The sequence below is a fragment of the Streptomyces narbonensis genome, from assembly GCF_014649015.1.
Lineage (GTDB): Bacteria > Actinomycetota > Actinomycetes > Streptomycetales > Streptomycetaceae > Streptomyces > Streptomyces narbonensis.
The window spans coordinates 238,063-261,941 of sequence record NZ_BMSF01000005.1 but is presented as its reverse complement, the minus strand read 5'-3'; the positions used below and the strand labels follow the sequence as shown (position 1 = coordinate 261,941).

Sequence of the window (23,879 nt, the reverse complement as noted above, 5' to 3'; positions counted from 1 at the left end):
GGTTCGCCTCAGCGGACTCCGGCAGCTTCCGCCGGCCGAAGATCACTGGATCATTGAGTCGGTACGTCTTCAGGTCAGGGCGGTTCCTTGGCTTGAGGCGCTGGAGGCGACCGCGAAGCCCCGGGAAACGCGGAATGCCTGCCGTGTGAGGCGTCTGCCGTAACCGTGCCCGTGTCTGGTCGGCCGGCCCGGCATCCTGCGAGGGCATACCTTGCCGGAATCCGGCATGCCGAGAGCCGATGACAGCGGTATAGCGTCACGGACAACCCGCTGCCGACATTGTCCGGGGCGAAACAGAGCGAGGGGAGGGACACGATGTTCTCAGTGGTTTGGGGGGTGTTCGCGACTGCGCTGGGCTGGATCGTCGCGACTGATTTCCGGGGGGCCGCCCACCGGTTCCACACGTTGTCCCAGGCCCTCATGCCGTTCGGCGGTGTGGGCGTGTCAGCCGTGGGCGTCGGCTTCTTCCGCTTGCTGGCAGGAGTGTTCGCCCTGGTCGGTCCCGTCGTCTTGGTCAGCGGGCTCATCGACGTGTGGCGCGGCAAGGCGGGATCAGCCAGCGTACCCCCGGTTCCCGGCTGGTTCGTCGTGGTGGAAGCGGCAATCGTCGGTGTCGTCCTTTGGAGAATCTGGCGGCGCTCTGGCGTGCTGCGCCGTGAGTGGAACGCCGGCAACGGCGCGCGCCGTGTCGCGGTGGCCGGGCTCACGACATCGGTCGTCACCTTCGTCGTGACGCTCGGCTTCGGCTGGGAGATGTGGATGATGCTCAGTTGGTTGGCCGGCGCCATGTGTGGACTCGCCCTGTTGCTGGGAAACGGACCCAGCAAGCCGTCTGACACCGGACCGGCCCCCGCAGACTCGTCGGGCACCTGAGTCGTTCGGTCGGAAACGGCGGCTGCTTGGCCGGTGCTTGCCGTTGGCTGACGCTCAGTGGGCGTGAATCGAGCCTCTACTCCCCGTCTCAGTCGACTCGACCACCCTGCGCGCTCACCGGTATGCGGCCGGAACCCATAAATCATGGCAGCCTCGACTGCTGAAGGTCCCAAATCGGTTGTCCTCGACACCTGGCGCGGTGTGACATGTGGGCATGAGCAGAATGGCCCAGGTCATCGTGTTGGCGCGGTACGAGGACGAGGTGATGGAGCCGTTGACGCGGCCGGACGAGGGCCGCACCTGGCGCGGCTGCTTCGTACAGATCCCCTGGTTCGTAGGGGGCTGGCACATCGAGTTCGTGCGGCGGAACGGGCGCCGCGGTGTGCTCAAGGACCTGGAGTCCCTGCCGTGGAACGAGCCGGCCTGCGTGCAGGTCATGCTGCACGACGAGGACGACGACCTGTTCAGTTTGTGGATGTTCCGCGACGGGGTCCTCGTCGAGGTGGGCATCCCCGGCACCCAGCGCGTGCACATCGCCGGCCCGCCCGGGGACGCTGACCCCGGCTTCCTGGTCCGGACCGGCCTGGGCAGAGGAGAGGAGCGGCACTCGCCGGAGCACGTACAAGAGCCGCGGTCGTGCTGGTGACCCGGTCCTGCCGGGGCCGGACAGGTGCTGAAGTCGCCGTCACCGGTCCTTCCCGGAGCCATTCGGTGAAACGACCTTGTGAGCTACGGAGGCGGGCGCCAAGGCAGGTCCACCGTCCGGGGGTTCAGAGTCCGGTGGCGTCCCTGGCCTTCTTGAGTACGGAGTCGAGTGCGTCCAGCCGTCCGTCGCGGCGCCTCGCGCGCGCTGCCCGGTCCTGCGGAACCAACCGTTGGGCGACCTGCACGGCGTAGGCATCCGGGTCACCGAAGGCAGTCCGCGGGCGCTCGTCCGTTTCCGCGCAGTGCGCCGTGACCTCCTCGACCGCCTGGAGCACGACCGACCGGTCCACGCCTGGCTGCATGGCCAGTCGTACCTGGAATCGCGCCATCCACCTCTCGCGGTCCTTCTCCTGCCCCGCGTCCGTCGTCCGGTTCCTCGTCGCCACGTGCCCTCCTCGGGTGATCGGCAAGCGTCCGTCTTGAGTTTTGACGCCGATGTGCTGGCGTGGGTTGCGTGAACGAGATGTCCGTGCGCTGTCGTGCTTCGGATCACCGCACATCCGCACGCACCACGAGCCGTCCGGTGAGGATGGTCTGATCCGATCGATCGGTCATCCCGCTCGCAGAGGCCGCACCGCACTCCCTCATCGAGGCCGCAGCAGGTTGACGACAGGCGCCCTGCCGAAAGGAGTTGAGCGTCCGGTCGATTTGCCCTCCTCCGCAGCCGGCTTCAGGTCGAGGCCGTGCCGCGGAGGTATGCGGCGAGAATGGCCCGGGGGGAAGCGGTCGCGTCGATCGCCGTGCGGTGGAACACCAGCGAGTCGGTGAGGGCGATCAGTTCCTCGACGTGCGTGTCCGAGCTGGGGAGTCCTGCTCCGGTGAGGGCCGACGCCGTCATCTTCCGGGTGATGGCGTGCACTTCGGAATCCGCCGTGAGCTTGGCTCGGGCACGCGGATCGTCGTGGAGTTCCAGGAGGAGGGCGTAGCGGGCTCGCATGTCTTCGCGGCGCGATGCGAGAGCCTCGACCAGTCCGGCGAGCAGTGCGGCGAGCTCTTCGACATCGAGGCCGTTTCCGGGCTCGAACCTCGCGTTCAATACCGCGGCAAGTTCTTCTGCGTCGGCTTTCGAACGGGCGGCGAGGGCGTCGACGATGAGTTCCACGAGCGCGAGCCGGGTCTTGGCGTGGTAGGAGGTCGATCCCTGTGGGATCCCCGCCTCACGGTCGACGGCTCGGTGCGTCAGGGCGCGCACACCGTCTCGGGCGATGATCCGGATCCCGCTGTCGGCGATCGCCTCCCGCCGTTCACTGCCACTCGTCACATTCGTAGACACCCCTCGATGCTACAGGTGTAGAGTCTCGACCCGCTGCGACTCTACACCTGTAGAGGGTGGTGAGCTCCGAGCCGACTGGCGACGGCGACGGCGACGGCGACTGGCAACGGCGAATGGCGACTGGCGACTGACGACTGGCGACTGGCGACAGTTGCAGAACAGGAGGAGAGCGCGATGATCGACTTCGTTCCCGACCCGGCCCTGTACCCCTTCGCGTCACGATGGTTCGACTCGCCCGCCGGCCGGGTCCACTACATCGACGAGGGGACCGGGCCGCCGATCGTGTTCTGCCACGGCTCCCCCACCTGGAGCTTCCTCTATCGCCACATCGTGAAAGCCCTCCGCGGCCACTACCGCTGCATCGCGGTCGACTACCTCGGCTTCGGCCTGTCCGAGCGCCCGGCCGGTTTCGGCTACACGATCGCGGAGCACACGGTGGTCCTGGGTGAGCTGATCGACCATCTGCAGCTCGATGACTTCGTCGTGATGGGACAGGACTGGGGCGGCCCCATCGGGCTCGGCGCGGCGACCACGCGAGCAGAGCGCGTCAGGGGAATCGTGCTGGGCAACACCGCGCTCTGGCCCATCGAGCGACTGGCGAACCGGGCATTCAGCGCGATCATGAGCAGCCGCCCCATGCAGCGACGCATCCTCGAACAGAACCTTCTCGTAGAGCAGTTCCTGCTGGGCAGTTCCGGCCCCACCCTGACGGCGGCCGAGGCCGACCACTACCGCATGGCGCAACCGACGAAGGAAGCCCGGTACGGACTCACCGTCATGCCCAAAGAGATACGCGCCGCTCGCCCCTTGCTGGAAGACCTCACCCGTGATGTGCCTGCTCGCCTCGGCGACAAGCCCACCCTCGCGATCTGGGGCATGCGGGACCCGGTGTTCCCGCCCGGAGCGTGTATCCCACGGATCCGCTCCACATTCACCCGACTCCGGATCGTGGAACTCCCCCGGGCGAGGCACTTCGTCCAGGAAGACGAGCCCGATCGGATCGCGGAGGCCATCGTCGAGCGATTCCCGTGAGCCGCCGGCGTCAGCCGCTGACGGGGCCAACGACCGTGCACCGTAACCCCGTTCACGAGGGAAGCGTCCGGTACTCCGGGTGTGTCGGTGTTACGGCACACCTGGCCACGTACCCCAGCAGGCGCCCGACTCCCCCTGGCCCGGTCCGGTCTCCCGCGGGGCCATCGCCGCCGTCCCGCCTCCCAGTCGGAGGGAGGACGGCGACGGGCCCCGCGCCGCTTCTCAGAGCTGGGTGATCGGGCGCATCGCGAGCCCCTCGGTCCCGGCCCAGCCGTTCACCCGCGCCGCCTCGTCGACGGAGACCGTGTCGAGACCGTCGGGCAGATCGAAGACGAGCGTGCCGCTCAACTCGGTGCCCTCGCCGGCGACCAGGGTCGCGGTGAAGCGGTCGGACTGGTCGTACTCCGCCTCGCCTCCCTCGTCGTTCCCGAAGACGTACAGGCCCGCGTAGGCCTTGCCACCCCCCTCGACGACGACGGGCTCGGTGTCCGGCTCTCCCAGCGTCTCGACGATCGGGGCGTCGTTGCCGGCCCTGAGCCGCACCAGCGGCGCCTCGTTGAGGACGCACGGCGTCTTCGCCTTGTTCGTGACGGTCAGCAGGAAGTGGCGGGGGGTCTCCCCGCGCTCGTCCTGGAGCTCCACCGCGGTGGTGAGACCGGACGCCTCGCAGTCCGCGTACTGCGTACCGTTCCCGCCACCCGTCTCTCCGCTGTCCCCGGATCCCGTCGCCGTCGGCGTCGGAGTGCTGCTGCCGGTCCCGGAGTCACCGGTCGGCGCGGTGGTCGACGGCGTGCTTCCGCCGGCCGACGCGGAGTCGGAGGGCGCGGCCGACGACGTGCCCCCACCGGCCGACGCGGAGCCCGACGGGGTGGCGGTCGGCGGCGCGGCCTGGTCGTCACCCTGACAAGCGGTGGTCGTCAGCAGAGCCGCGACCACGGCCGCCCCCAGAACAACGCTGCGCAGGCCCCGACGCGGTGAACCTGCCCTGACCGTCTTCGAGTTCATGCCGTTCTCTCTTCCCCCCGTGACCGGCCCGGGGCCGGTCCGTATGCAAGCGACACCGTCAGTGTGTCCACGGGGGAAAACATGTTCACCGGCATCTCGTGACTGTTACAGCCCTCGTACCAACCAGCAGCCACGACGTGACCAAACCGGCACGGGGCCGTCTTCGGGCTCGGGCAGAGGGGCGGCGGAGCCCCGGCGACAGCCGTACCGGGCCGGCCACCCGAAGGCCGGAGCGGTCAGTTCAGGTCGAGGCGGTCGGCGAGGCCGGCGTCGGAGAAGGCGGCTATCAGGGCCTCGCGACCTTCGGTGAAGTGGGCCCAGCCCTCGTAGTGGACGGGGACCACCCGGCGGGCGCCGAGGACCCCGGCAGCCTCGGCTGCCTGCGCGCTGTCCAGCACGATCACCTGTCCGTCGAACAGCACGTCGAAGCGCGGCGCCCCGGCGAACAGGATCGCCGTGCCCACCGGGCCGAAGTGCTCGGCGATCTGCTTGACCGCGTCAAGCGAGGCGTTGTCGCCACTGACGTAGACCGTGGGCAGGCCCTCCCCGGTCAGGACAAAGCCGACGACCTGGCCGGTGATCGGTTCGACGTCCTCGCGGGCACCGGGCCCGTGGACGGCGGGGACGCCCGTCACGGTGACCGTGCCCCCGCCGGGCCGCTGCAGCTCGATCGCCTCCCAGTCGGCCAGCCCCTTCGCGCCGCCCCCCAGCCGCCGAGCGCCCCCGGGTGTGGTGAGCGTGAGGGGGACTTCCGCGAGCAAGGCGCGGCCGGAGATGTCGAGGTTGTCGGGGTGCTCGTCATGAGAGAGCAGGACCACATCGATCGGGCCGGGAGCACCGGCGGGGCGCGCGGTCTTGGTCAGCTGCCCGCGGGGGACCGCGTAGTCGCCGGGCTCGTCGAAGGTCGGGTCGGTCAGGAAGCGCAGGCCGCCGTACTCGAAAAGAGCCGTCGGACCACCGAAGACACGCACCGGGAAAGCTGTCATCACGAGACCTCACGTTTAGAGAGCGAGTTATCCGTGAGGAACAGTAGCGATCTCTCACGGATGAAGGCAACCGGTACCATGAGATCTATGGATGAGCCGCAGACAGACGGCGCAGTACCGCCGCCCGCGCCTGGAGCCGAGGACTACCTCGCCCTCGACTTCGTCAACAGCTCCGTCGCCTTGCCCGGCGGGCAGTACGTCGATCTGCTCGGCACCCCCGCGACGACCAACCAGTGGCTCACCGCGCACGGACTGGCTCCCGCCGACGCCGGCGTCCAGGAGACGTGCGCGACGCAACTGCGGTCCCTGCGCGAACACCTCCGGGCACTGTTCGCCGCACGAGTGGCCGGCCGGCCCGGCCCGCTCGGGGCGCTGTCGGCCGTCAATCACGCACTGAGCAAGGCCCCCACGGCCGCACTGCTGCACTGGGACGTGAAGAGCGGCCCCTACCGGGCGAGCCCATGCCCCACCCACGAGATCCTCGACCGGGCCCTGGCGGCGCTGGCCGCCAACGCGGCCGACCTGCTGACCAGCCCCGACGCCGAACGCCTCACCGCCTGCGGTTCACCCCCGTGCACCCGCTACCTACTGCGCCACGGCCGCCGCCAATGGTGCTCCGTCCGCTGCGGCGACCGCGCCCGCGCCGCCCGCTCCTACGCCCGCCGCACCCACACCCACACCCACACCCACACCCCGCCAGCCTGATCACATGTCAGCACCTGCGGTCTGCGCGAGTGCCGGCGTCCAGGGTCTGAGGTACGGCACGTGCCCTGCGTGATCGCAGGAGGGCGGGTTCGGTCTAGCGCTCCTCGCCGATGAGTGCATAGGCCCGTACCGGCAGGGCCCCCGCACCTTCGTCGGCCAGGGGCGCTGCGTGGAGGCGGAATCCGTGGGGCGGCAACCGGTCCAGGCCGCGCAGATTTGCTAGGACGGGGATTCCCGCCTTCAGCAGAGCGGTGCGTGCAGGGCGGGTGTCGTCGTTGTCGGATCCGTCGTCGGTGTCGTTGCCCGTGCCCGTTCCCGTGCCCGTTCCCGTGCCCGTTCCCGTTCCCGTGTCCGTGTCCGTGTCGTCGATGCTTGGTGCGTCGATGCCGACGAGCGCGGGCCGCCGCTCAGCGAGCCATTCGGCGGCATCCGCGGTGAGGAAGGGATGACCGTCGCCGTGGCGCCCGGTGCTCCCGATCCGGTCCCAGCCCGTGTGGATCAAGACGGCCTTTCCGGTGACGTCGTACGGCAGGAACAAGCCCCGCTCGATGGGCCGTTCCGCGGAGCCGAGAACTCGGACGAGCACGCCTTCCACGTCCGCGAGGCGGGGACCGGCCTGGCTGAGGTCGACGATCCGTGCTCCGGGTCGGTGTTCCGCTCCCGCCGTGCCCCGAGATCCCTTGTGGGCTTCCCTCAGCATCTGCTTGTTACGGATGCTCACCTTGCCGACCATCAGCAGTCCCAGATGGCGGACGAACAGCTCGCCGAGTTCGGTGTCGCTGATGTCGGGTCCGGAGGCGTCCAGCCTGAATTCCTGTGCCTGCAGGGCTCCGCCGTTGGCGAAGGTCACCTCGGCGTCGAACTGCACGCGCCACTGCTCGGTGTCGTCGTTCGTGAATGCAGCCATCGTGTATGTCCGTCCTATGTCGTCGTGTCGTGTCGTGTCGTGTTGTGTTGCGTCGGAAGGGTGCTGAGCTCGCCGGTCCGAGGGGCTTGCGTACCAGCTCGGCGAGATCGGGCACCGAGCTCGGTGAAGTGGACAGGTCGTCAGTGGTGCGTGCTTGGTGGGGTGTTGTCGGTGATGGGCGCCGCGTGTGATTCGGCTTCGACGGTCGCGTTCACGAAGGCTCGGATGCGAGCGTCGGAGTCGTCGCGGGTACGCCAGAGCAGGGCGAACTCCAGTGGCGGCAGGTCGCTGACCGGGATGTAGGCGAGATCGGGGCGGTTGTAGTACTGCTTGAACTGCGCGTCGCCCAGGACGATATTGCGGCCGCCGACGGCGACCAGGGTGAGGGCTTCGGCATGGGTTGAGCACACTTCCGCCGAGCGCTTGATTCGGCGACCGCTCGGCGTGGCGCGCGGCGAATGGTAATCGGCGGCGTACTCCGGGAACGCCGAGGCGGCGGTGGGGAACACCTCGTCGGCGAGGTCCTCGAACGTCACCGACGTGCGGTCTGCGAAGTGGTGTCCGGTCGGGACGACCACGTAACGGTCCTGACGGCGGAGGACGGGCCCTACGGTGATGTCGGGTTCGTCGACCGGGAGTGGCATCAGCAGGACGTCGGCGGTGCCGTCGCGGAGCTGCGACACGAACTGGTGCACTTGCGTCTCGACCACGCGGACCCTGCACCAGGGATTGTCGGCCATGAACCGCTCGCCGCCTTGGGTGACGAGGCGTCCGGCCAGGGCGCTCATGAACGCGGCCGTGATGGTGCTGGTGATCCCGTGGCGCGCCTGTCGTGCCCGGTCCATCGCATCCTGGATGCCCTGGTGGTGCGGGCTCAGGTCGTCGCGGAGCCTGGCGCCGACGTCGGTGAGCTCGACGCGGCGACTGGTCCGCTCGAACAGCTCGACGCCCAGGTGCCGTTCGATCTTCTTGAGGGTCTTGCTGACTCGCGCGGTGGAGATATGCAGCCGTTCCGCGGTCCGGCCGAAGTGGAGTTCCTGGGCGAGAACAAGGAAGATCTCGATCTCTTGACGCTCCATGGTCGGACTCCCCCGCGGCACCGCACGTGCCTGATCTTGATGGTGACGTATCGCTGACACGACGAGACAGGGGTCGTCAAATCTGACACGGCGGGCACGTGATCCCCGTCACGCATCGTTGACGCGCAGGCAACTGGCCTTGCCCGATGGACTGTTGATCACCGCGGGCGGGGCCCGTGACTCTTGAGGCGCACGAATCCGCTCGATCCGCTCGATCCGCTCGATCCGCTCGATCCGCTCGATCCGCTCGATCCGCTCGATCCGCTCGATCCGCTCGATCCGCTCGATCCGCTCGATCCGATCCTCAGGGAATCCCCATGGTGATTTCTCCCGGCGTGGCACACCGCTTCGCCGACGTCGACGGCGCCCGCGTCTTCTATCGAGAAGCCGGTCCCGCGGACGCTCCCGTACTGCTCCTGCTGCACGGGTTCCCGTCCGCCTCCCACCAGTTCCGCCGGCTCATCGACGTGCTCGGCGACCGGTTCCGGCTGGTCGCTCCCGGCTATCCCGGGTTCGGGCACAGCGACGATCCCGACCGGTCCGCGTCCCCTTACTCGTTCGAGCGGATGACGGACGCGATCGAAGGGTTCTGTCTCGCCCTGGGGCTCGACAGGTTCACGGCCTACCTCTTCGACTTCGGCGGACCGGTGGGACTGCGGCTCGCCGCTCGACGCCCGGAGTGGTTCGCGGGCCTGGTGATCCAGAACGCCAACGCCTACGACGAGGGGCTGAGCGACCTCGCCCGCGGCATGGCAGCCGACCGGCCGGGCATCGAGGGTGCGGCGGAGCGCGTCCGGGACATCCTGGTCCTTCCGGTGACGCGCAGCCAGTACGAGGGCGGCGCCGGCGACCCGGCGCGGATCAGCCCTGATGGCTGGACGCTCGACCAGTACTTCCTCGACCTGCCCGGGCGCAAGGAGATCCAGGTGGATCTGGCCCTCGATTACCACACCAACGTGGAGCTGTATCCGCGGTGGCAGCGGTGGCTGCGTGAGCACCGGCCGCCGACGCTGATCGTCTGGGGCCGGGGTGACGCCTTCTTCCTCGCAGCCGGCGCCCATGCCTACCTCCGGGACCTGCCGGACGCGGAGCTCCACCTCTTCGACACCGGCCATTTCGCCCTCGAGGAGAAGCTCCCCGAGATCGCCCCGCTCATCGCCGACTTCCTCGACCGAAACGGAAAATAGTCATGGCCAGTGTCGTCATCGCCTACTTCAGCGGCTTCGGCCACACCGCACGCTTCGCCGCGGCCGTGCGGGACGGCGCCGCATCGGTCGCCGACACCGAGGTCCATCTCGTCGCCGTCGACACCGTCACCGTCACCGTCACCGAGGAGCAGTGGCTGCTGCTCGACTCCGCCGACGCCGTCATCTTCGGGTCTCCTACCTATCTGGGTGATGTCGCGGCCAAGTTCAAAGGGTTCATGGAACAGTCCAGCCGCCGCTGGAAGTCGCAGACTTGGGCGGACAAGCTCGCCGCGGGCTTCGTCAACTCGGGAGCGAAGTCCGGCGACAAGCTGCATGCGCTCCAGACGTTGTCACTGTTCGCCGCCCAGCACAGCATGCTCTGGGTCAGCCTGGGCCTCCTGCCCGGCTGGAACGCGAGCACGGCCTCCGAGTTCGACCTGAACCGCCTGGGTGTGTGGCTGGGAGCCGCGGCACAGTCCAACAGCGACGAAGGGCCGGAGGCAGCGCACCCCGCCGATCTGGCCACGTGCGAGCACCTCGGGCGCCGGGTCGCGCAGCAGGCGACGCGCAGGGCGGCTGTTCCGGTTCCTGTCCGAGGCTGAGACATCCGCCGCGCCCTTGCTCGGGGGATGGCCGGGTTCGGAGGCGCGCTGCCGACCTCCCGGCGGTGGTCGCCGACCGTCTGTCGGCCCTGGCACCACGCCGCCCAATTCCCACAAGCACGGTGCTCGAAGCGTCCGCGCTCCAGGTCGGCATTCCCACCGCGACGTCCTGGCTGCCGCGGCGTCTCGTGGGACGGCCCGCCGGCGCCTGGGTGGACCACATGCCGCGGCGCCCCCGATGATCGGCCGACCTGATCATGGACCAGGGAGTCTTCCGCACCACGGCTCCTCCGCCGCCCACGTGTTTCGGTGACCGTACGGGTGGCCCCGGTCTCCGGTTCCTCCGCTCTCCCGCCACCAACAGGTGGAATTGTGGGCTCCGTCATAGCCCGGCGAGTCGGCTGATGATGAGGTCGGCTGATGGTGATCCTCACCCTCCTCGTGATCTCGACGCTCTTGTGCTTCGGGCTCGCCGGATACGGCTTCGGCACACTCGGACGGATCGGAGTGCGCCAAGCCGACCGGCGGACCCGCCTGGCATGCGCGGCCGCGCTGGCGGGCGCAGCCGCCGTGGCCGTCTACGCGTGGGGTCTGCTGAACCTCGGACTGGCCGTGCTCGTCACCGAGGACAGCGGCACCGACGCCTTCCCCGCCCAACCCTGCCGGGTGACGGGGGCTCCCGAGGCGGCGGCGGACGTCGTGGGCCACCGAGTCGAGTACGTGCCGCCCCGGTACGTCTGCCTACGGCAGAGCGGCGCAAGCTACACGACCGACGACGTGCCCGCCTTCGTGGGCCCCGCGGCACTGGGCCTCGCCGCAACCGCCGTCCTCTCCGCTCTCCTCACTCGAACGACACCGCCGACCTCACCCCCTCGCGTCGTCCACGATGAGAGCCGGTCTCTTTGACTTCACGGTGATCGGGCCACGTGCGAGGGTGGTGGCCATGCCGCAGCTTGGTCACCGTCTCCGATCTCTCAGATTCACGTTCGGGCTTGCCCCCACGGGCTTCACTGCATGCCGGGACACAGGTGACCCTGCACTGGAGCACGCCCTGGCGGATAGGGCGACGCTCTGTGGCATCCCTCAGTGCCAGGTGACGGCGTATCGACACCTGTTCGTCGCGAAGAGGTCCGGAAGGTGCTCGGCCTGCAGGGTGAGAGCAACTGACGCCACGTCGATGCCCTGAGTCAGGCATTCCTTGGCAAGCGGTCGTCCTCGGCGTTCGCGTCCAGATCAGAATGGCTGCGAAGTGGAGTGCAGCCTGATACGCGACGGCGAACTTGTCCGTTCGCATGGCCAGGCCGCGCCACTGCTTGAGCCGGTTGATGCACCGTTCGACCGCGTTGCGCTGTTTGTATGCCTCGGCGTCGAAAGTGGGCGGGCGCCCGCTGGCATGCCCTCGCCGGAGACGGTGGCCGACCTGGTCGGACGACTGTGGAATGACAGCGCGGATCCCGCGGCGGCGGAGATGCCCGCGGATCGCCCCGGAGGAGTACGCGCGGTCCGCCCGGACTGCCTCCGGCCGAGTCCTCGGTCTCCCAGGACCGCCACGCGGAACACGGATGCCTGCCATGACGGTCTCGAAGGCTGGCGCGTCACCCGCCTGGCCTCCGGTCACGCGGAGGACCAGAGGCCGTGCACGGCTGTCGCTAGCGAGGTGAACTTTCGTGCTCAGGCCGCCGCGGGACCGTCCGAGCGCATGGTCATCAGGTTCAGCCCGGCCCGGCGCCCCTATTTCCTGGCGCCGGCGGCGTGCTGGTGGGCGCGGCAGACGGTGGAGTCAACCGACACGGTCCAGCCGATGTCATCAGCGCCGTCGGCTGCTGCCAGGAGCGAAGCCAGGATCCGTTCCCAGGTCCCGTCCACAGCCCACCTAACCAATCGTTTGTGAGCAGCCTGAAGGGACCCAGCTCGTCCGGCAGGTCCCGCCAAGGAGAGCAGGTGCGGTACTTCCACGCGATGGCCTCAAGGCTGCGCCGGTGGTCGGCCCACCGCGGACCGGATCGGCTGGCATCAGCGGCTCGATCCGGTCCCACATCGCATCGGTGATCATTAAGCGGACAGGCACATCCGATCAACTGACCAATTGATCAATGGGACACCTCTAACGAGCTCGTGCACGGTATGCGGTGAGACATCGAAGGCTGCGGCGGGGCCGGGGCTCACCTCTGTCGTCGCGGGCTCAGGTCGACGGTCTGCTGGTGTGACAGCAGACTGGCAACGGCCTGAACCATGTCGCTCATGTGCTCACGGCGGCCGAGGTGGCGGGTCAGTGCCCGCCAGTTCTTCAGATGGGCGATCCCATGCTCGACACGGATCCGCCTGGAGGAATGCGCTTTGCGCTGCCGTTCGTGCATTTCCTCGTACCAGTCCGGGGCGTTCTTCTTGAACTTGCGGTGCGGTGGCGTCACCACGCGTCCGCCGGTCTGTGCTCCGAGTCCCTGGTAGCCGGCGTCCGCGAGGATCTCCACCTCTGGGCCGTCCGCCAGGAGCCTGACCAGGCCTAAATCGCGGGCATGGGTGATGTCCGCGCAGCTTCCAGGTTTGGCCGGGCTGCAGAACAGCAGCCGCCCCTCCCCGTCGGTGAAGACCATGGCCTTCACAGCGTTCTGCTTGTTCTTGCCGGAGATGAAGCGATCCCGGTCCTTGCGCCCGGCGGCCGGGCGGCGGACACGGAGCTCGGTGCCGTCGATGATGCCAGTCTGCCCACTGGCACCGAGGTGATCGATGACTTCCGCCAGTGTCCGCAGCCGGACGCCGGGGCTGATCATGCACCCCCGCTCGGCGAGCAGCGGCCGCACCTCGCCGATGGCCCGAGTGATGGTGGAACGGTCCACGTCGAACCAGCAGGCCAGCACGTCATGGGTGACGCCGTGGCGGAGATGGACGAGCGTGGCCAGGAGCCGGTCGACGAACACCAGCCGGTGCTTCGCGCCGGCGCCCACAGCCCACTTCCGCGGCCGAGAGGCCAACTTTGCCTGGTGACGCTCATGCCATAACGGACCCAGGTCCGCGACGAGTTCAGCACTCACGTCGGGCGACAGACCCGTGATCCGACGGCTGCTGACGATCGCTGCACGAGTCACGGTCACCACCACCCGACCATGATCGACCATCCGTGGTTCGACGTCTCACCGCTTACCGTGCACGAGCTCGTAAAGGGTGTTGCAGAAGGCTGCGTGCAGGCAGGTCGGGGCAGGCTTCGGCGTCGGTCTGGTCATGCGGCCAGGGCGAGATTGTGCATGTGGGCGACGGCCTGGACCGCTTGGTGAAGACCGTTGCCGCGCTGTCGGCAGTCGCGGAGGATCTTGTAGTGCTTCATGCGGGCGAAGGCGTGCTCGACGCGGGCCCTGGCCTTTCGGTGCTCGGCGTTGTCCTCTTCCTGACCGGGCAGCAGGGCCCGGCCGGGGCGTTTGCGGTGCGGGATGACGAGCCCGGTGTTGCTGTAGGCGCCGTCGGCGAGCACCGTCACGCCCTCGCAGACGGCGGCCAGATCGGAGTCCCGCCAGGACCTCGCGTCCGCGGTGTTGCCGGGCACCGGCCGGGCCGCGGCGATCACCAGCTTGCTGTCGGCGTCGATGATGACCTGTACGTTCGCCGAGAACCGGTAGTTGCGCGAGGACGCGCCGACCTTCCGGTCACGGACCGGGAGCAAGGTTCCGTCCACGATCCACATCCGCTCGACCGCGTCCGCCGGGCGCGAGGCCGGTTCGATCGCGAGCAGCGGCCGTAGCCGTTGGATCACCCGGCAGACCGTCGCCGACGGGACGCCGAACAGAGGGGCGAGCTGCCGCATGGTGAGGTTCGTGCGGTAGTAGACGGCCACCAGCAGCACCCGGTCTGCCAACGGCAGGCACCACGGCCGACCGCCATTGGGACCATCCCCGCCCCGTTCCCGGACCATTTTGTTTGCGTACGACTACGGCGCCGGGCGGGAGTTCGAGACGGCTCCGGGTTTGCTCGAGCGGGAACCGAACTGATCCTTCCTTGGTCAGGGTGAGTGAAGGACCTCGGTTGTTGCGGGGGATGTCGGCCGGTCCGCCTGCTCGGTCACTCTGCGGCGCGTTGTCGTGGGGAGGCGCGGAGATGGACGTGTCGAGGGCGGAAGGCGAGGCGCCCGCGTCGCCGTCAAGCTGCGGCTGGTACTTGCTGACTCCTGCCCTCGCCGCCCTCGGCGCGTACGGCGGCACAGTGTGGACCGTTCGCTCATGGGCGAGTTGTCCCCTCGGGAACAACGCCGGCAACAACGTAGGGCTGCTGATGACGCTGCCTGTCGTGTGGCTCTGCATGACGCTGTTGCTGCATCTGCTCCAACTCGCACTTCGGCGGTGGCCCCTTCGGGGTGGGCGGGCAGCCATGTGGCTCGCACCGCTTGCGGGCGTCATTGCACTGACGTTGCTGTACCGGATCGGGATGGATTGGCCGTACCACCCGCCAGGAGGTCGGTGCATGGACGGCTATCCGCTCTTCCCGTTCACCGGAAAGACGGGCCCACACTCCGCCGAGTAGCTCAGCCCCTACCGGGTCGATCATGTGTGGAGCCGGATCGCGACGGCCGCGGCTGAAGGCGTACAGCACGGCGGGGCTGCCGCCTGACGCGCGGATCGTTCCGCTCCAGGTGTGTCCGGAGAAGCTCGATCTGGTCAAATCCCGGATCGAGGCGACCAGCGCCCAGCTCGAAGGGTGGCGCGACCGCTTCGAAGGACTTCACATCCTGATGTTCTCCTCGCCGGACGTCGACGGCACGGCAAACCGGCTCACCGCCGCCGGGGTCGGACACGGAGGGGTGAACACCGTCGGCCGGCCGACGGGGTGAACACCGTCGGCCGGCCCGTCGAGACCCCGACGGCGTACGCACGGAGCTCGTCCGCTACGTGGAGATCGACGGTGCACCGGGAGGCCGAGTCGGCGTCGTCGCCGACCTCGACCCGGAGTTCCAGCACACCCGGCACCTCGGCCACCCCGACGGCGCCCGGGAACTCGCCGAGGTAGTGCTGTGCGTACCCGACGGGCAACTCGGCCTGGCCCGCGCACGGTACGAGCGGTATCTGGGCCGGCCCTCTCCCCGGAAGGACCGGTCACACTCCTGACCGAGACCGACCTTCCGAAACTGCTGCCGGGTACGGAACCGCCCGCACTCCCGGCACTTGCAGCCTGCACCATCGCCGTTCCCGACATCGCCCACGTACGAGCACTGCTCACAGTCTCCCTGCCCCCGGCCTGCGCGGGGGGACTGTGGGGGGACTGCGGGGGGATCTCAGGCCGGCTTGCGCCATACGGAGATGTGCTTCCCCGAGTCCTGGGTGAACGGCGCCCCGTCCCAGTCCGCGACGCGACGTTCCAGCTCGAGGCCGGCGATCCGTGCCATCAGGTCGAGCTCCGCCGGCCAGGCGTACCGGTGCCGGGAGTTGTCACGACGGTAGTGGCCGTCGTCTCCGTCACGGGTGAAGTGGTGCGAGACGAGAACCTGCTCGACGAGGTCGAAGGTGTCGAAGCCGAGATGCCGCTCGGAGACGTCGAACGGCACCGCGACCTGGCCGGGCGGCAGGAACCTCAGCGGCGGCACGCCGAGCTCGATGACGAACCGGCCACCGGGCTCCAGATGGCGTGCGGCGTTGCGGAAACACTCGACCTGCTCGTCCTGCGTGAGCAGGTTCGTGATGGTGTTGTAGACGAGGTAGACCAGGGTGAACTCGCCGGGAACGGCGGTGGTGGCCATGTCCCCGATCACCACCGGGAGCGTGTCCTCGTCGATCTTGCGGCGCAGCACCGCCGCCATGTGCTCGGACAGTTCGATGCCCACCACCGGCACGCCGCGTTCGCGGAGGGGAACACCCACTCGTCCGGTCCCGATGGCGAACTCCAGTGCCCGGCCGTCTCCGGCCAGCTCGGCGAGGAATTCGAGGGTCGGTCCGAGAACGGCGGGCGAGGACGTCTCGGTCTCCTCCGCGTCGTAGCGTTCGGCGGTCGCACGGGTCCACAGTTCACTGCTCGTCACGGGCGGCTACTTTGCCCGGTGCCGGGAGGCGCTGTCGACGCATTTACCTTCCACCGGCTTCGATCAGACGATTCGGGGTGCGGGCCGGTACGGACTGCTCAGGGCACGGCTCGGCTCGGGGTACGCGTGTACGGCAGTGATGTCGCCGAACGGAAGGCACTCAAGGGCGCTGACAACCGCGTGTCGTCGATGGCGACTCGGGGCCATCGGGCAGGGCTCTCCGCTGCGACGAACACCTCGGCCGCTGCCTCGCCGCCGTCACCCTCGCCGGCACACTCATCCGGCTCGACCAATGGTCGACAAGACGCCCCCAGGTCGTTGGTCGGGGGCCGGCTACCGGCCGGGCGCCGAGGTGCTGACGTCGGCGAAGGTCTTCCAGAGGGTGACGAGCGCGAGCAGCTGCGCCATGAAGAACGCGAACGTGGCGAAGCGCATCTGGTAGACGTAGGCGACGAGACTGGCGTTGGTCGGCCAGTAGCGGCGCTCGTCTTGGAAAGTCTGCAGGTCCATCATCAGGCCCGTACACGTCATCACCGAGCCGAACGCGGCGATCTCACCGATCACCTCGGGCACGCTCCCGTGGAGGGCTTGGGTGATGAGGAAGTCGGCTACTTCCGGGACGGCGAACGCGATCGCGACGAAGAGTGCCTTTGTCGGCCCGTGACGGCCCGGCAGATCACGCCACAGCGCCCCGAGGAAGATTCCCCCGACGATCCAGTAGACCTGCCAGTAGAGGATCTGGACCGTGATCCAGAGGAAGCCCGTCGTGTCCTCGGCGCTCACCACCCAGGAGTCGCCCTTTACCGCGCCCACCCAATAGAGCAGGCCGGTCGCGGGCAAGCCGATGAGACACGCATTGACGGCACCCCTGCGGGCATTTCCCCACCATGTGGGCATCGGGCCGCAGGCAAACGGAAGATCGGCGGGCCGGACTCCCGCCGGCAGTGCCTGGTCCAGTCTGTCGATCTCCACCTCGATCGACTCCCGCTCGGCGGAATGCTCCGCCGGACCGAGTTGGCCCCGGCGGGTCTGGAGCTCCCGGAACCGACGTGCCAAGCGCAGCACGTCGGCCCTGTCGGTCAGTGAGATCGTCCTTCCCAGCGGCGCATCATCGGCGAAAGGCTGCTCCAGTACGGAGACGGATGAGCCCAGGGCAAGTACCCCCCAGGCCGTGACGAGGCTCAGCAGCAGGGTGAGAGCGTAAGCCGAGAAGCCGAAGTAGTACGTGTCGGGTGCGAGGGTTACGGCAAAGAGGACCACCAGGAGATACCGCTCCGCTGGTGTCGGCGTGAACGCCCCCTGCTCGTGCTGTTCGACCCGGCAGACCCGCAAGACGCCCAGTACGGCCAGTGGCGCCAAGATGCCGACGATGACCAGCAGCGGTTCCAGTGCAGTCGTCGGAAAATACAACCACCATTCGTCGAGTTTTTGAGCCCAGACCGACCGGAAACCAGGCCAAGACGGGTGCGCGAGCCAGGTGATCCGCTCCCAGAAACGTTCAAAGGCGAGATAGGACCAGAGGACGGTCGCCGTCGCTGCCGCAAGTGCGGCGGCGACCATCACACGTGTCGGAATCCGTGTCTCGCTGATCAGCAGGAGCCGCTGCCCGGCTGCGATCACACCGATCCAGAACACCGCCAGCAGCGCAGCGTAGGCCACGGCCGCCACGGTCAAGCCTGGAGTGGACAAGGGCCAGTCGACGGTGGGGAGCAAGGTGAAGTCGAAAGCCTCTGTCACCACGTACCAGCCGAGTACGCCGAGGACGACTCCGCCCACACTGAAGAGGAGGCGTTTCGACCGACTGCCGAAGAGACACAGCGCGGGCCCGAGGAGCGCCAGGACGAACAGCGCGACCGTCGGCTGGTAATCGTGATACCAGCCCACCAGCTGCTGGAGCCACACGTAGAGGTTGTCGTGGAGATAGACGAGCACGCCCAGGAGCATCAGGAGGAGCGCCCACCACCGCAGGTAGTGCAGCGCGCTCGACTCCTCCGCCGAAATCGGACCGGCCAGACTGTGCTTCAGCCGCCGACCCGCGACGAGCAACAACGCACCTGAGGCGACGTACCAGAATGTTGCCGAGGCGCCATAAGACCCCCACGTCTCCCAAACCTGCCAGGGTTCCTCCAACGAGGTCGTGACGAAGTACCAGTGCTGCACGGTGGGTGGGCGGAAAGTCACCTGGGGATTGCGGTCCAGCTCTGTGTGCCGCCAGCTCAGATTCGTTCCACCTTCGCCGAAAGCCGGCGGCGGGGTGGCCGTCAGGGCGCCCCGGCCACCCAAGTCGACCTGCACCCTGTCCCAGTCGGCGCCCTTCAGAGCAGGGGAAGGCCGCAACTCGATGCTCCAGTTCTCCTTCGACAACGCCAGGTCCCAGGGCCCGACAGATTCGAACGACGAGAACTGGATCCAGTTGACAGCCTGATAGTGCACCTTGACCCACTGGCCATCGGCCTTCACGGCCACCGGCTTGAAGCGCCACTCGTCGTCAGGAAAGTACTTCTCGTCCGACGGCTTGCCCACCAGGCACCCCAGCGCAGACCGATAGGCCAGAGAATGGGAGTCCAGGAGCAGGTCGGAGGCGAGAGTCCAGGTGGTGGGCACGCTGATGTCCATGGTGCTGGTGACCATGCTGAAGTTGTTGCCTCGGTGCTTGAACTCGGCCAGCGCCGTGACCTTGGCCTTCTTGAGCTGGTCGGCTCGGCAGGCTGTCGCGGTGTCCTGAGCAGCCGCAGCCTCCCCCACCGCGGGCAGAACGAGACAGAGAAGCAGCAGAAGTACTTGCAGACAGCGCGGAGCGGACCAGCCGGGACGGATCACCGCCCCACGATCCCCCGGCCGGCCGCGCGCGATGCCGTGCGATGCGCCGACGCGCAGGCGGTTCCACCCAAGCGGCCGAGGAGCGGCGGCGCGGCGCCCCGGTCCGGCCGGTGTCCTCCGGGTCAACGCCGGTGGGACGCCGGGCGGACGCCGGTGGGATGCCGGGTGTCGCTCCGGACAGTGGCGGCCGGTTCCAGGGCGGGCGCGGTGAGGCGGAGGTCCGCAGGCGACTCAGTCCGCGCCAGTGCCCACTGCCTCGACGCACGCTGAGTTCACCGACAGGATTCGCTCGGCTCCACATGTGCGTTGTCGACATACAGATGCAGTCCGCCGTGCTCCGAGCACCTGAGGCCGACGGAGACACGCCGCACCACATCGTCCTTGCCGAGCACCAAGGCGAGAGCCACCTGGAACACCATGCTTCCTGCGGAGCATCTGAAGTAGTCGCCTGATGACTGCGAGGGGAGCGGGGTCGCGGACGGTACGAGTCTCCACGGGAAGGCACGTGCCTCTGACGGAAACGTCTCGGGGTCGCCCCCATCCCACACCCCGACGGCGAGGAGGCAGCCCACGCAGAAGCAGTCGCCCGCCCACACCTCGAACTCGTCCACGCCGTCCGAGCCGCACAGCCGACAGGCCACCGGTAGGGTCAGCACCTTCTCCCCCACCTCGGCCCGCACAGAACGCTCCACCAGTGACAGCAAGCCGTCGTGCGCCGTCCCCACTCGGGTCGAACTCGCGTCGCACCCGTGCCCGTGATCCATTCTTTGATCTTCGCACGCGCCTGATCACCCGGGGCGACCGCCGACCCGGCGGAGCCGGTCCAGTGGGACGCCGAGGTGATCACCACAGTTCGTCTGCAGGGACGTAGCCTGCTGCCGTACGGGACATCGTCGAGGCAGGCGAGCGGTCAGTCCGTTCGTCCTGGGCTCGGCGCGACCGCCGTCATCACGCCCACCGGTGCTCGCTTCGGGGCCTCTCCGGACGACCACGTCGAGTGCCCGAGGCCGTCCGGCTCGTCACCGAACTGCTGGGCGCCCGACCATCCCTGACGCTCGCCGGCGGGGATCACCATGCGCGCCGTCCGCGTTCCCGGGGGCGGCGCGCCGACACCCCCTAGGGTGGAGGCTTTCCTTCGCGACACCAGCGGGCACTCACCCGGCAGCGACCCGATTCGTTCTGCCGAGATTGGACGGGGCACCATGACGGACCGACAGAACCGGCAGGTCGCCGTCTTCGGCGCGGGCTACATCGGACTGGTGACGGGCGCGTGCCTGGCGGAGCTCGGTCATCGTGTCGTTCTGCGCGACATCGACCCGGAGAAGGTCCGGATCCTCCGGGCAGGTGACGTGCCGATCTACGAGCCCGGTCTGGGCGACATGATCGCCAGGAACAAGGAGCGGCTGCGGTTCACGCTCGATCTCGGCGAGGCGCTGGAGGGGGCCGAGGTCGCGTACGTATGCGTCGACACTCCGCCTTCGGTGTCCGGTGACGCCGATCTGTCGCGGGTGTGGTCGGTCGTCAGGTCCCTGGCCGGCGCCGCGCACCTGCGCGCGGTCGTGGTGAAGTCGACGGTGCCGGTCGGCACGGGCGCCCGGGCCCGCGCCGCGCTCGACGAGGCCGGGCTGACGGGCACGGGTTACGTGTCGAACCCGGAGTTCACCGCCGAGGGCCGTGCCGTGAGCGACTTCATGAACCCGGACCGGATCGTCATCGGTTCCGACGACCCGGCCGCCGCGGCGCTCGTCGCGGGGCTGCACGAGGGCATCGACGCGCCCGTCGTGACGATGGACGTCCGGTCGGCCGAGATGGTGAAGCTCGCGTCGAACGCGCTGCTCGCCACGCGGATCAGCTTCGCGAACGAGATCGCGACCCTGTGCGAGAACACCGGGGCGGACGCGATGGAGGTCCTGGGCGCGGTCGGGCTCGATCACCGCCTCGGCCCGCACTTCCTGCGGCCCGGGATCGGGTGGGGCGGCTCGTGCTTCCCCAAGGACTCCGAGGCACTGCGGCAGTCGGCGAGCAACACCGGGTTCCATCCGATGCTGCTGTCGGCGGTGATCGATGTGAACAACATCCAGAAGCGCCGGGCCGTCCAGAAGCTGAAGGACGTCCTCGGTGACCTGGCGGGCCTGGAGATCGCCTTGCTGGGGATGGCGTTCAAGCCGGGTACGGACGACATGCGCGAGGCCCCGTCGACGGTCCTGGCGTCGCGGCTCGCGGCCGAGGGCGCGCACGTGCGGTGCTGGGACCCGCTGGCCCGGCAGGGCGAGGCGGAGCCGTGGCTGTCCGCCGCCCGGTACGCGAGCCCGGACGAGGCCCTGGACGGTGCGGACGCGGCAGTCGTCGTCACGGAGTGGCCACAGCTGAAGGACGTCGACTGGGCGCGGGCGGCAGCAGCGATGCGACGGCCCGTGCTCTTCGACGGCCGGAACCTGCTGGACCCGGTCAGGATGCGCGAGCTCGGCTTCACCTACATGTCGGTCGGTCGGCCGTAAGGCGCCAGTGCGGCCCCGTTGCCCCGGCCGGTGGCTCCGGCCGTGGCAGCGGATCCCAGCAGACCGGCCGGTGGCTTGCGGTCGGGGCGGCAAGGCCCAGCGACGCGCGAAGGCGAGCGCCGGCGCGGGCCCGCCCGAAGCCGGGGGCCACAGGCCCACGTCACCTGCGAGGAGCCGGTCAGCCGTACATCGCCAGGCGGTACAGCGCCGCGAGCGCGCCGTCGATGGGATGGGGCTGCGGATTGCCGGAGGAGTCGAGCTTGTTCCACCTCTGCATGTTCACCGCGACCGCCATCTGCCGCTTGCCGTCGGCACGGATCATCGCCAGCGCTCCTCCTCCCCAGACCGTGCCGCCGTGCCCCCAGAAGACGCCCTCCCCGGGACCTTCCATCGGGTGCAGGCCGAGGCCGTAGTCGATCACCCTTCCTTCCTGGGAGACGACCGGGACCGTGCGCTGCATCTGCGCCAGCGACGACAGGCTGACGATCTTCCCGGCCAGCAAGGCGCGGTAGAAGCGGTTGAGGTCCGAGACCGTCGATATGAGGGAGGCGGACGGCCCCACCCATGACATGTCGTAGACGCTGTAGTCGCGCGGCGGGTCGATCATGCCGAACCACGACTCGTAGAGCAGCGAGTGCGGCCCCCTGATGTGCGGTTCCGCGGGGAGTTCGGTGTCCCGGAGGCCGGCGCGCTCGATGACGTTCCGGCTGATGTACTGCTCGGCCGTGGTGCCGGTCGCCTGTTCCAGGAGTTGGACGAGGAGCAGGTAGTTGGTGTTGGAGTACACCCCTGGCGTACCGCCCGGAAGGCCGACGGCAGGTGCGGCGACCCCCATCGCGATCAGCTCGAAGGGGTCGAATTTCGTGAATCGGTGGTCGTCCAGACTCTCGGGTCCGGTGTTCGCGAGGTCGGGGAACGCCTTGAGGGAGGGATAGGCGTACGGGAGGTACTCGGCGAGGCCGCTGGTGTGGTCGAGCAGCATCCGGACCGTGATCGCGGCACCGCGTTCTCCGGGGACCAGCTCGGGAAGGTACCGGCCGATCGGTGCGTCGAGCCCGATCCGCCCCTTCTCCACCTGCTGGAGCACCGCTGCGGCGGTGAAGGTCTTGGTGATGCTGCCGACACGGTGCCGCATGTCGACCGTGACGGGGCGGCCCGTGTCCAGGTCGGCGGCTCCGGCGGCGCCGTGCCAGATCTGGTCGCCATGTCGCACCTCGGCGAACAGGCCCGGCATCCCGGCGCGGTGGACGGCCTCGACGGCCGCGTCCAGCGCCGCTGCATCCAGTGGGTTCTTCACGTCATGCGTCCCTTCGTATCCCCCGGGGCTCCGCATCGGTCGGTCATCGCCCCAGCCCACGTCCTGCCGGACACACCGTCCGGCAGGCTCATGTCCTCATTATGCACGCGGTGCGTGCAACACCAAGTGCATAGGTTAGGCTGAAATCCGTCGAGAGGAGCAAGATGGCAGGCAGACGGCGTTGGTCGACCGAAGAGATCCTGGATGCGGCAGCGGAGCTGCTGCGCACGGGCGACGCCGAGTCGTTCAGCGTGCGAAAGCTGGCAGCGGTCCTCGGGACCGACTCCTCCAGCCTCTACCGGCACTTCCGCAGCAAGACCGAACTGCTGCGCGCGGTCGCCGACCGGATCCTCGTCGCCGCGATGGATGGCCACCGCGCCGAGGGCGACTGGAAGCAGCGCATCACGGCTCTGGCCCTGCGGGTGCGCGAGGCCTTCGGCCAGCAGCCCCAGCTCGCCGCGGTCTGGGGGCGTTACGCGTCGGGCGGCAACGGATCCCGGCTGGTCATGGAAGAGGCCCTCCAGGCACTGCGCGCTTCGGGACTGCCCGACGAGGAGATCCCGGTGCGCTACCACCGGATCGCGGTCCTCATCGCCTCACTGATCGCCTCGGAGGCCGGGGCCGCCACGGTCACCCCGGAAGAGCGCGAACAGGGCCTGGAGCTGTTCCGCGTAGCGGTACTGGGTGCCGACCCCGAGCACTTCCCTGCCCTGGCCCACTTCGCCCGGGACGTCCGCCCCCTCGGAGCGGACCGCCGCGCCGCCTTCGAGGAGATCCTCGCAGCGCAGCTCGCCGACATCGAAGCCTCGATCCACCCGAGCCGGCCGATCCACCCGAGTCGGCCGACCGGATCTCCGGCACATCCCCCGGCATCCCCCGACGACATCCCCCGATCCGCCGACTCGCACTAGC

At 68.8% G+C, this 23,879-nt stretch carries 23 protein-coding genes and 2 pseudogenes; 12 read left to right on the top strand and 13 right to left on the bottom strand.

Translation table 11 applies throughout. The features are described from left to right. Nucleotides 1-315: 315 nt before the first annotated feature. Complete coding sequence (locus IE124_RS11895) at nucleotides 316-873, top strand: hypothetical protein (protein ID WP_189507632.1); 558 nt, start codon at nucleotides 316-318, stop codon at nucleotides 871-873. A 214-nt stretch (nucleotides 874-1,087) separates the two neighbouring features. Beyond that, nucleotides 1,088-1,519: a hypothetical protein gene (locus IE124_RS11890; RefSeq protein WP_229832385.1), complete on the top strand. Its 432-nt coding sequence runs from the start codon at nucleotides 1,088-1,090 to the stop codon at nucleotides 1,517-1,519. 124 nt (nucleotides 1,520-1,643) lie between these two features. On the opposite strand, the gene IE124_RS11885 is transcribed toward IE124_RS11890, so the two are convergent. Beyond that, nucleotides 1,644-1,964: a hypothetical protein gene (locus IE124_RS11885; RefSeq protein ID WP_189507631.1), complete on the bottom strand. Its 321-nt coding sequence runs from the start codon at nucleotides 1,962-1,964 to the stop codon at nucleotides 1,644-1,646. Nucleotides 1,965-2,248: 284 nt separating this feature from the next. Beyond that, nucleotides 2,249-2,839 (bottom strand): TetR/AcrR family transcriptional regulator, encoded by a 591-nt coding sequence (locus IE124_RS11880; RefSeq protein ID WP_229832384.1) that lies wholly within the window; start codon nucleotides 2,837-2,839, stop codon nucleotides 2,249-2,251. Between the two features lie 186 nt (nucleotides 2,840-3,025). Here IE124_RS11880 and IE124_RS11875 point away from each other — a divergent pair, with 186 nt between their 5' ends. Continuing rightward, nucleotides 3,026-3,883 carry a haloalkane dehalogenase gene (locus IE124_RS11875; protein WP_189507629.1) on the top strand — a complete coding sequence of 286 codons (858 nt, stop codon included), beginning with the start codon at nucleotides 3,026-3,028 and terminating at the stop codon, nucleotides 3,881-3,883. A gap of 222 nt (nucleotides 3,884-4,105) precedes the next feature. Here the strand turns inward: IE124_RS11875 and IE124_RS11870 are convergent, their stop codons facing one another. Together IE124_RS11870 and IE124_RS11865 are read right to left on the bottom strand one after the other, a co-directional pair. Then, a complete protein-coding gene (locus IE124_RS11870) occupies nucleotides 4,106-4,888 on the bottom strand; it encodes a DUF4232 domain-containing protein (RefSeq protein WP_189507628.1) in 783 nt (260 codons plus the stop codon). A gap of 236 nt (nucleotides 4,889-5,124) precedes the next feature. Further along, the gene (locus tag IE124_RS11865) at nucleotides 5,125-5,874 is read right to left on the bottom strand and encodes an MBL fold metallo-hydrolase (protein ID WP_189507627.1); all 750 of its coding nucleotides are present in this window, start codon (nucleotides 5,872-5,874) and stop codon (nucleotides 5,125-5,127) included. 87 nt (nucleotides 5,875-5,961) lie between these two features. Here IE124_RS11865 and IE124_RS11860 point away from each other — a divergent pair, with 87 nt between their 5' ends. After that, nucleotides 5,962-6,579 carry a CGNR zinc finger domain-containing protein gene (locus tag IE124_RS11860; RefSeq protein ID WP_229832383.1) on the top strand — a complete coding sequence of 206 codons (618 nt, stop codon included), beginning with the start codon at nucleotides 5,962-5,964 and terminating at the stop codon, nucleotides 6,577-6,579. A 94-nt stretch (nucleotides 6,580-6,673) separates the two neighbouring features. Here IE124_RS11860 and IE124_RS11855 read toward each other — a convergent pair whose 3' ends face one another. Both IE124_RS11855 and IE124_RS11850 read right to left on the bottom strand, forming a co-directional pair. Beyond that, nucleotides 6,674-7,486: a cyclase family protein gene (locus tag IE124_RS11855; protein WP_189507625.1), complete on the bottom strand. Its 813-nt coding sequence runs from the start codon at nucleotides 7,484-7,486 to the stop codon at nucleotides 6,674-6,676. Nucleotides 7,487-7,626: 140 nt separating this feature from the next. Beyond that, complete coding sequence (locus IE124_RS11850) at nucleotides 7,627-8,565, bottom strand: LysR family transcriptional regulator (protein ID WP_189507624.1); 939 nt, start codon at nucleotides 8,563-8,565, stop codon at nucleotides 7,627-7,629. 183 nt (nucleotides 8,566-8,748) lie between these two features. Here IE124_RS11850 and IE124_RS11845 point away from each other — a divergent pair, with 183 nt between their 5' ends. From IE124_RS11845 to IE124_RS11830, 4 genes are all read left to right on the top strand, one after another. Next, nucleotides 8,749-8,889: a hypothetical protein gene (locus IE124_RS11845; protein ID WP_189507623.1), complete on the top strand. Its 141-nt coding sequence runs from the start codon at nucleotides 8,749-8,751 to the stop codon at nucleotides 8,887-8,889. Next, nucleotides 8,883-9,752, top strand: coding sequence for an alpha/beta fold hydrolase (locus IE124_RS11840; RefSeq protein WP_189507622.1), 870 nt, complete (start codon nucleotides 8,883-8,885; stop codon nucleotides 9,750-9,752). The genes IE124_RS11845 and IE124_RS11840 overlap by 7 nt, the downstream gene beginning before the upstream one ends. A 2-nt stretch (nucleotides 9,753-9,754) precedes the next feature. Then, nucleotides 9,755-10,354 carry a flavodoxin family protein gene (locus tag IE124_RS11835; protein ID WP_189507621.1) on the top strand — a complete coding sequence of 200 codons (600 nt, stop codon included), beginning with the start codon at nucleotides 9,755-9,757 and terminating at the stop codon, nucleotides 10,352-10,354. 420 nt (nucleotides 10,355-10,774) lie between these two features. Further along, the gene (locus tag IE124_RS11830) at nucleotides 10,775-11,260 is read left to right on the top strand and encodes a hypothetical protein (protein ID WP_189507619.1); all 486 of its coding nucleotides are present in this window, start codon (nucleotides 10,775-10,777) and stop codon (nucleotides 11,258-11,260) included. Nucleotides 11,261-11,576: 316 nt separating this feature from the next. On the opposite strand, the pseudogene IE124_RS11825 reads toward IE124_RS11830, so the two are convergent. The 3 genes and pseudogenes from IE124_RS11825 to IE124_RS11815 all read right to left on the bottom strand — a co-directional run. Then, a pseudogene (locus tag IE124_RS11825) lies at nucleotides 11,577-12,407 on the bottom strand (IS5 family transposase); the annotation flags it as partial. A 109-nt stretch (nucleotides 12,408-12,516) separates the two neighbouring features. Continuing rightward, a complete protein-coding gene (locus IE124_RS11820) occupies nucleotides 12,517-13,452 on the bottom strand; it encodes a transposase family protein (RefSeq protein ID WP_229832382.1) in 936 nt (311 codons plus the stop codon). Nucleotides 13,453-13,571: 119 nt separating this feature from the next. Beyond that, nucleotides 13,572-14,261 (bottom strand): annotated as a pseudogene (locus tag IE124_RS11815) (transposase family protein); the annotation flags it as partial. 624 nt (nucleotides 14,262-14,885) lie between these two features. Between IE124_RS11815 and IE124_RS11810 the strand changes: the two are divergent. Continuing rightward, nucleotides 14,886-15,170 (top strand): hypothetical protein, encoded by a 285-nt coding sequence (locus IE124_RS11810; RefSeq protein ID WP_189507612.1) that lies wholly within the window; start codon nucleotides 14,886-14,888, stop codon nucleotides 15,168-15,170. A gap of 58 nt (nucleotides 15,171-15,228) precedes the next feature. After that, the gene (locus IE124_RS11805; protein ID WP_189507610.1) at nucleotides 15,229-15,444 is read left to right on the top strand and encodes a hypothetical protein; all 216 of its coding nucleotides are present in this window, start codon (nucleotides 15,229-15,231) and stop codon (nucleotides 15,442-15,444) included. A gap of 167 nt (nucleotides 15,445-15,611) precedes the next feature. Here IE124_RS11805 and IE124_RS11800 read toward each other — a convergent pair whose 3' ends face one another. The 3 genes from IE124_RS11800 to IE124_RS11790 all read right to left on the bottom strand — a co-directional run bounded on the left by IE124_RS11800 (nucleotide 15,612) and on the right by IE124_RS11790 (nucleotide 20,247). Then, nucleotides 15,612-16,352, bottom strand: a complete 741-nt coding sequence (locus IE124_RS11800) for a class I SAM-dependent DNA methyltransferase (RefSeq protein WP_189507608.1) — start codon at nucleotides 16,350-16,352, stop codon at nucleotides 15,612-15,614. 333 nt (nucleotides 16,353-16,685) lie between these two features. After that, complete coding sequence (locus IE124_RS11795; protein ID WP_189507606.1) at nucleotides 16,686-19,172, bottom strand: DUF6185 family protein; 2,487 nt, start codon at nucleotides 19,170-19,172, stop codon at nucleotides 16,686-16,688. Nucleotides 19,173-20,082: 910 nt separating this feature from the next. Further along, on the bottom strand, nucleotides 20,083-20,247 hold the full coding sequence (locus IE124_RS11790) for a hypothetical protein (protein ID WP_189507604.1): 165 nt from the start codon (nucleotides 20,245-20,247) through the stop codon (nucleotides 20,083-20,085). Between the two features lie 127 nt (nucleotides 20,248-20,374). On the opposite strand from IE124_RS11790, the gene IE124_RS11785 reads away from it, so the two are divergent. Next, nucleotides 20,375-21,670, top strand: coding sequence for a UDP-glucose dehydrogenase family protein (locus IE124_RS11785; RefSeq protein WP_189507602.1), 1,296 nt, complete (start codon nucleotides 20,375-20,377; stop codon nucleotides 21,668-21,670). Between the two features lie 178 nt (nucleotides 21,671-21,848). Here the strand turns inward: IE124_RS11785 and IE124_RS11780 are convergent, their stop codons facing one another. Continuing rightward, a complete protein-coding gene (locus IE124_RS11780) occupies nucleotides 21,849-22,967 on the bottom strand; it encodes a serine hydrolase domain-containing protein (RefSeq protein WP_229832381.1) in 1,119 nt (372 codons plus the stop codon). Between the two features lie 164 nt (nucleotides 22,968-23,131). On the opposite strand from IE124_RS11780, the gene IE124_RS11775 reads away from it, so the two are divergent. Next, nucleotides 23,132-23,878, top strand: a complete 747-nt coding sequence (locus IE124_RS11775; protein WP_189507597.1) for a TetR/AcrR family transcriptional regulator — start codon at nucleotides 23,132-23,134, stop codon at nucleotides 23,876-23,878. Nucleotide 23,879 lies beyond the last annotated feature (1 nt).

Bases quoted from the DNA above. Each gene is read 5' to 3' on its own strand.
- IE124_RS11790 (WP_189507604.1), bottom strand. From the start codon at position 20,247: ATGGTGATCCCCGCCGGCGAGCGTCAGGGATGGTCGGGCGCCCAGCAG.
- IE124_RS11785 (WP_189507602.1), top strand. From the start codon at position 20,375: ATGACGGACCGACAGAACCGGCAGGTCGCCGTCTTCGGCGCGGGCTAC.
- IE124_RS11895 (WP_189507632.1), top strand. From the start codon at position 316: ATGTTCTCAGTGGTTTGGGGGGTGTTCGCGACTGCGCTGGGCTGGATC.
- IE124_RS11830 (WP_189507619.1), top strand. From the start codon at position 10,775: ATGGTGATCCTCACCCTCCTCGTGATCTCGACGCTCTTGTGCTTCGGG.
- IE124_RS11835 (WP_189507621.1), top strand. From the start codon at position 9,755: ATGGCCAGTGTCGTCATCGCCTACTTCAGCGGCTTCGGCCACACCGCA.
- IE124_RS11890 (WP_229832385.1), top strand. From the start codon at position 1,088: ATGAGCAGAATGGCCCAGGTCATCGTGTTGGCGCGGTACGAGGACGAG.
- IE124_RS11870 (WP_189507628.1), bottom strand. From the start codon at position 4,888: ATGAACTCGAAGACGGTCAGGGCAGGTTCACCGCGTCGGGGCCTGCGC.
- IE124_RS11855 (WP_189507625.1), bottom strand. From the start codon at position 7,486: ATGGCTGCATTCACGAACGACGACACCGAGCAGTGGCGCGTGCAGTTC.
- IE124_RS11865 (WP_189507627.1), bottom strand. From the start codon at position 5,874: ATGACAGCTTTCCCGGTGCGTGTCTTCGGTGGTCCGACGGCTCTTTTC.
- IE124_RS11875 (WP_189507629.1), top strand. From the start codon at position 3,026: ATGATCGACTTCGTTCCCGACCCGGCCCTGTACCCCTTCGCGTCACGA.
- IE124_RS11850 (WP_189507624.1), bottom strand. From the start codon at position 8,565: ATGGAGCGTCAAGAGATCGAGATCTTCCTTGTTCTCGCCCAGGAACTC.
- IE124_RS11860 (WP_229832383.1), top strand. From the start codon at position 5,962: ATGGATGAGCCGCAGACAGACGGCGCAGTACCGCCGCCCGCGCCTGGA.
- IE124_RS11810 (WP_189507612.1), top strand. From the start codon at position 14,886: ATGTGTGGAGCCGGATCGCGACGGCCGCGGCTGAAGGCGTACAGCACG.
- IE124_RS11840 (WP_189507622.1), top strand. From the start codon at position 8,883: ATGGTGATTTCTCCCGGCGTGGCACACCGCTTCGCCGACGTCGACGGC.
- IE124_RS11775 (WP_189507597.1), top strand. From the start codon at position 23,132: ATGGCAGGCAGACGGCGTTGGTCGACCGAAGAGATCCTGGATGCGGCA.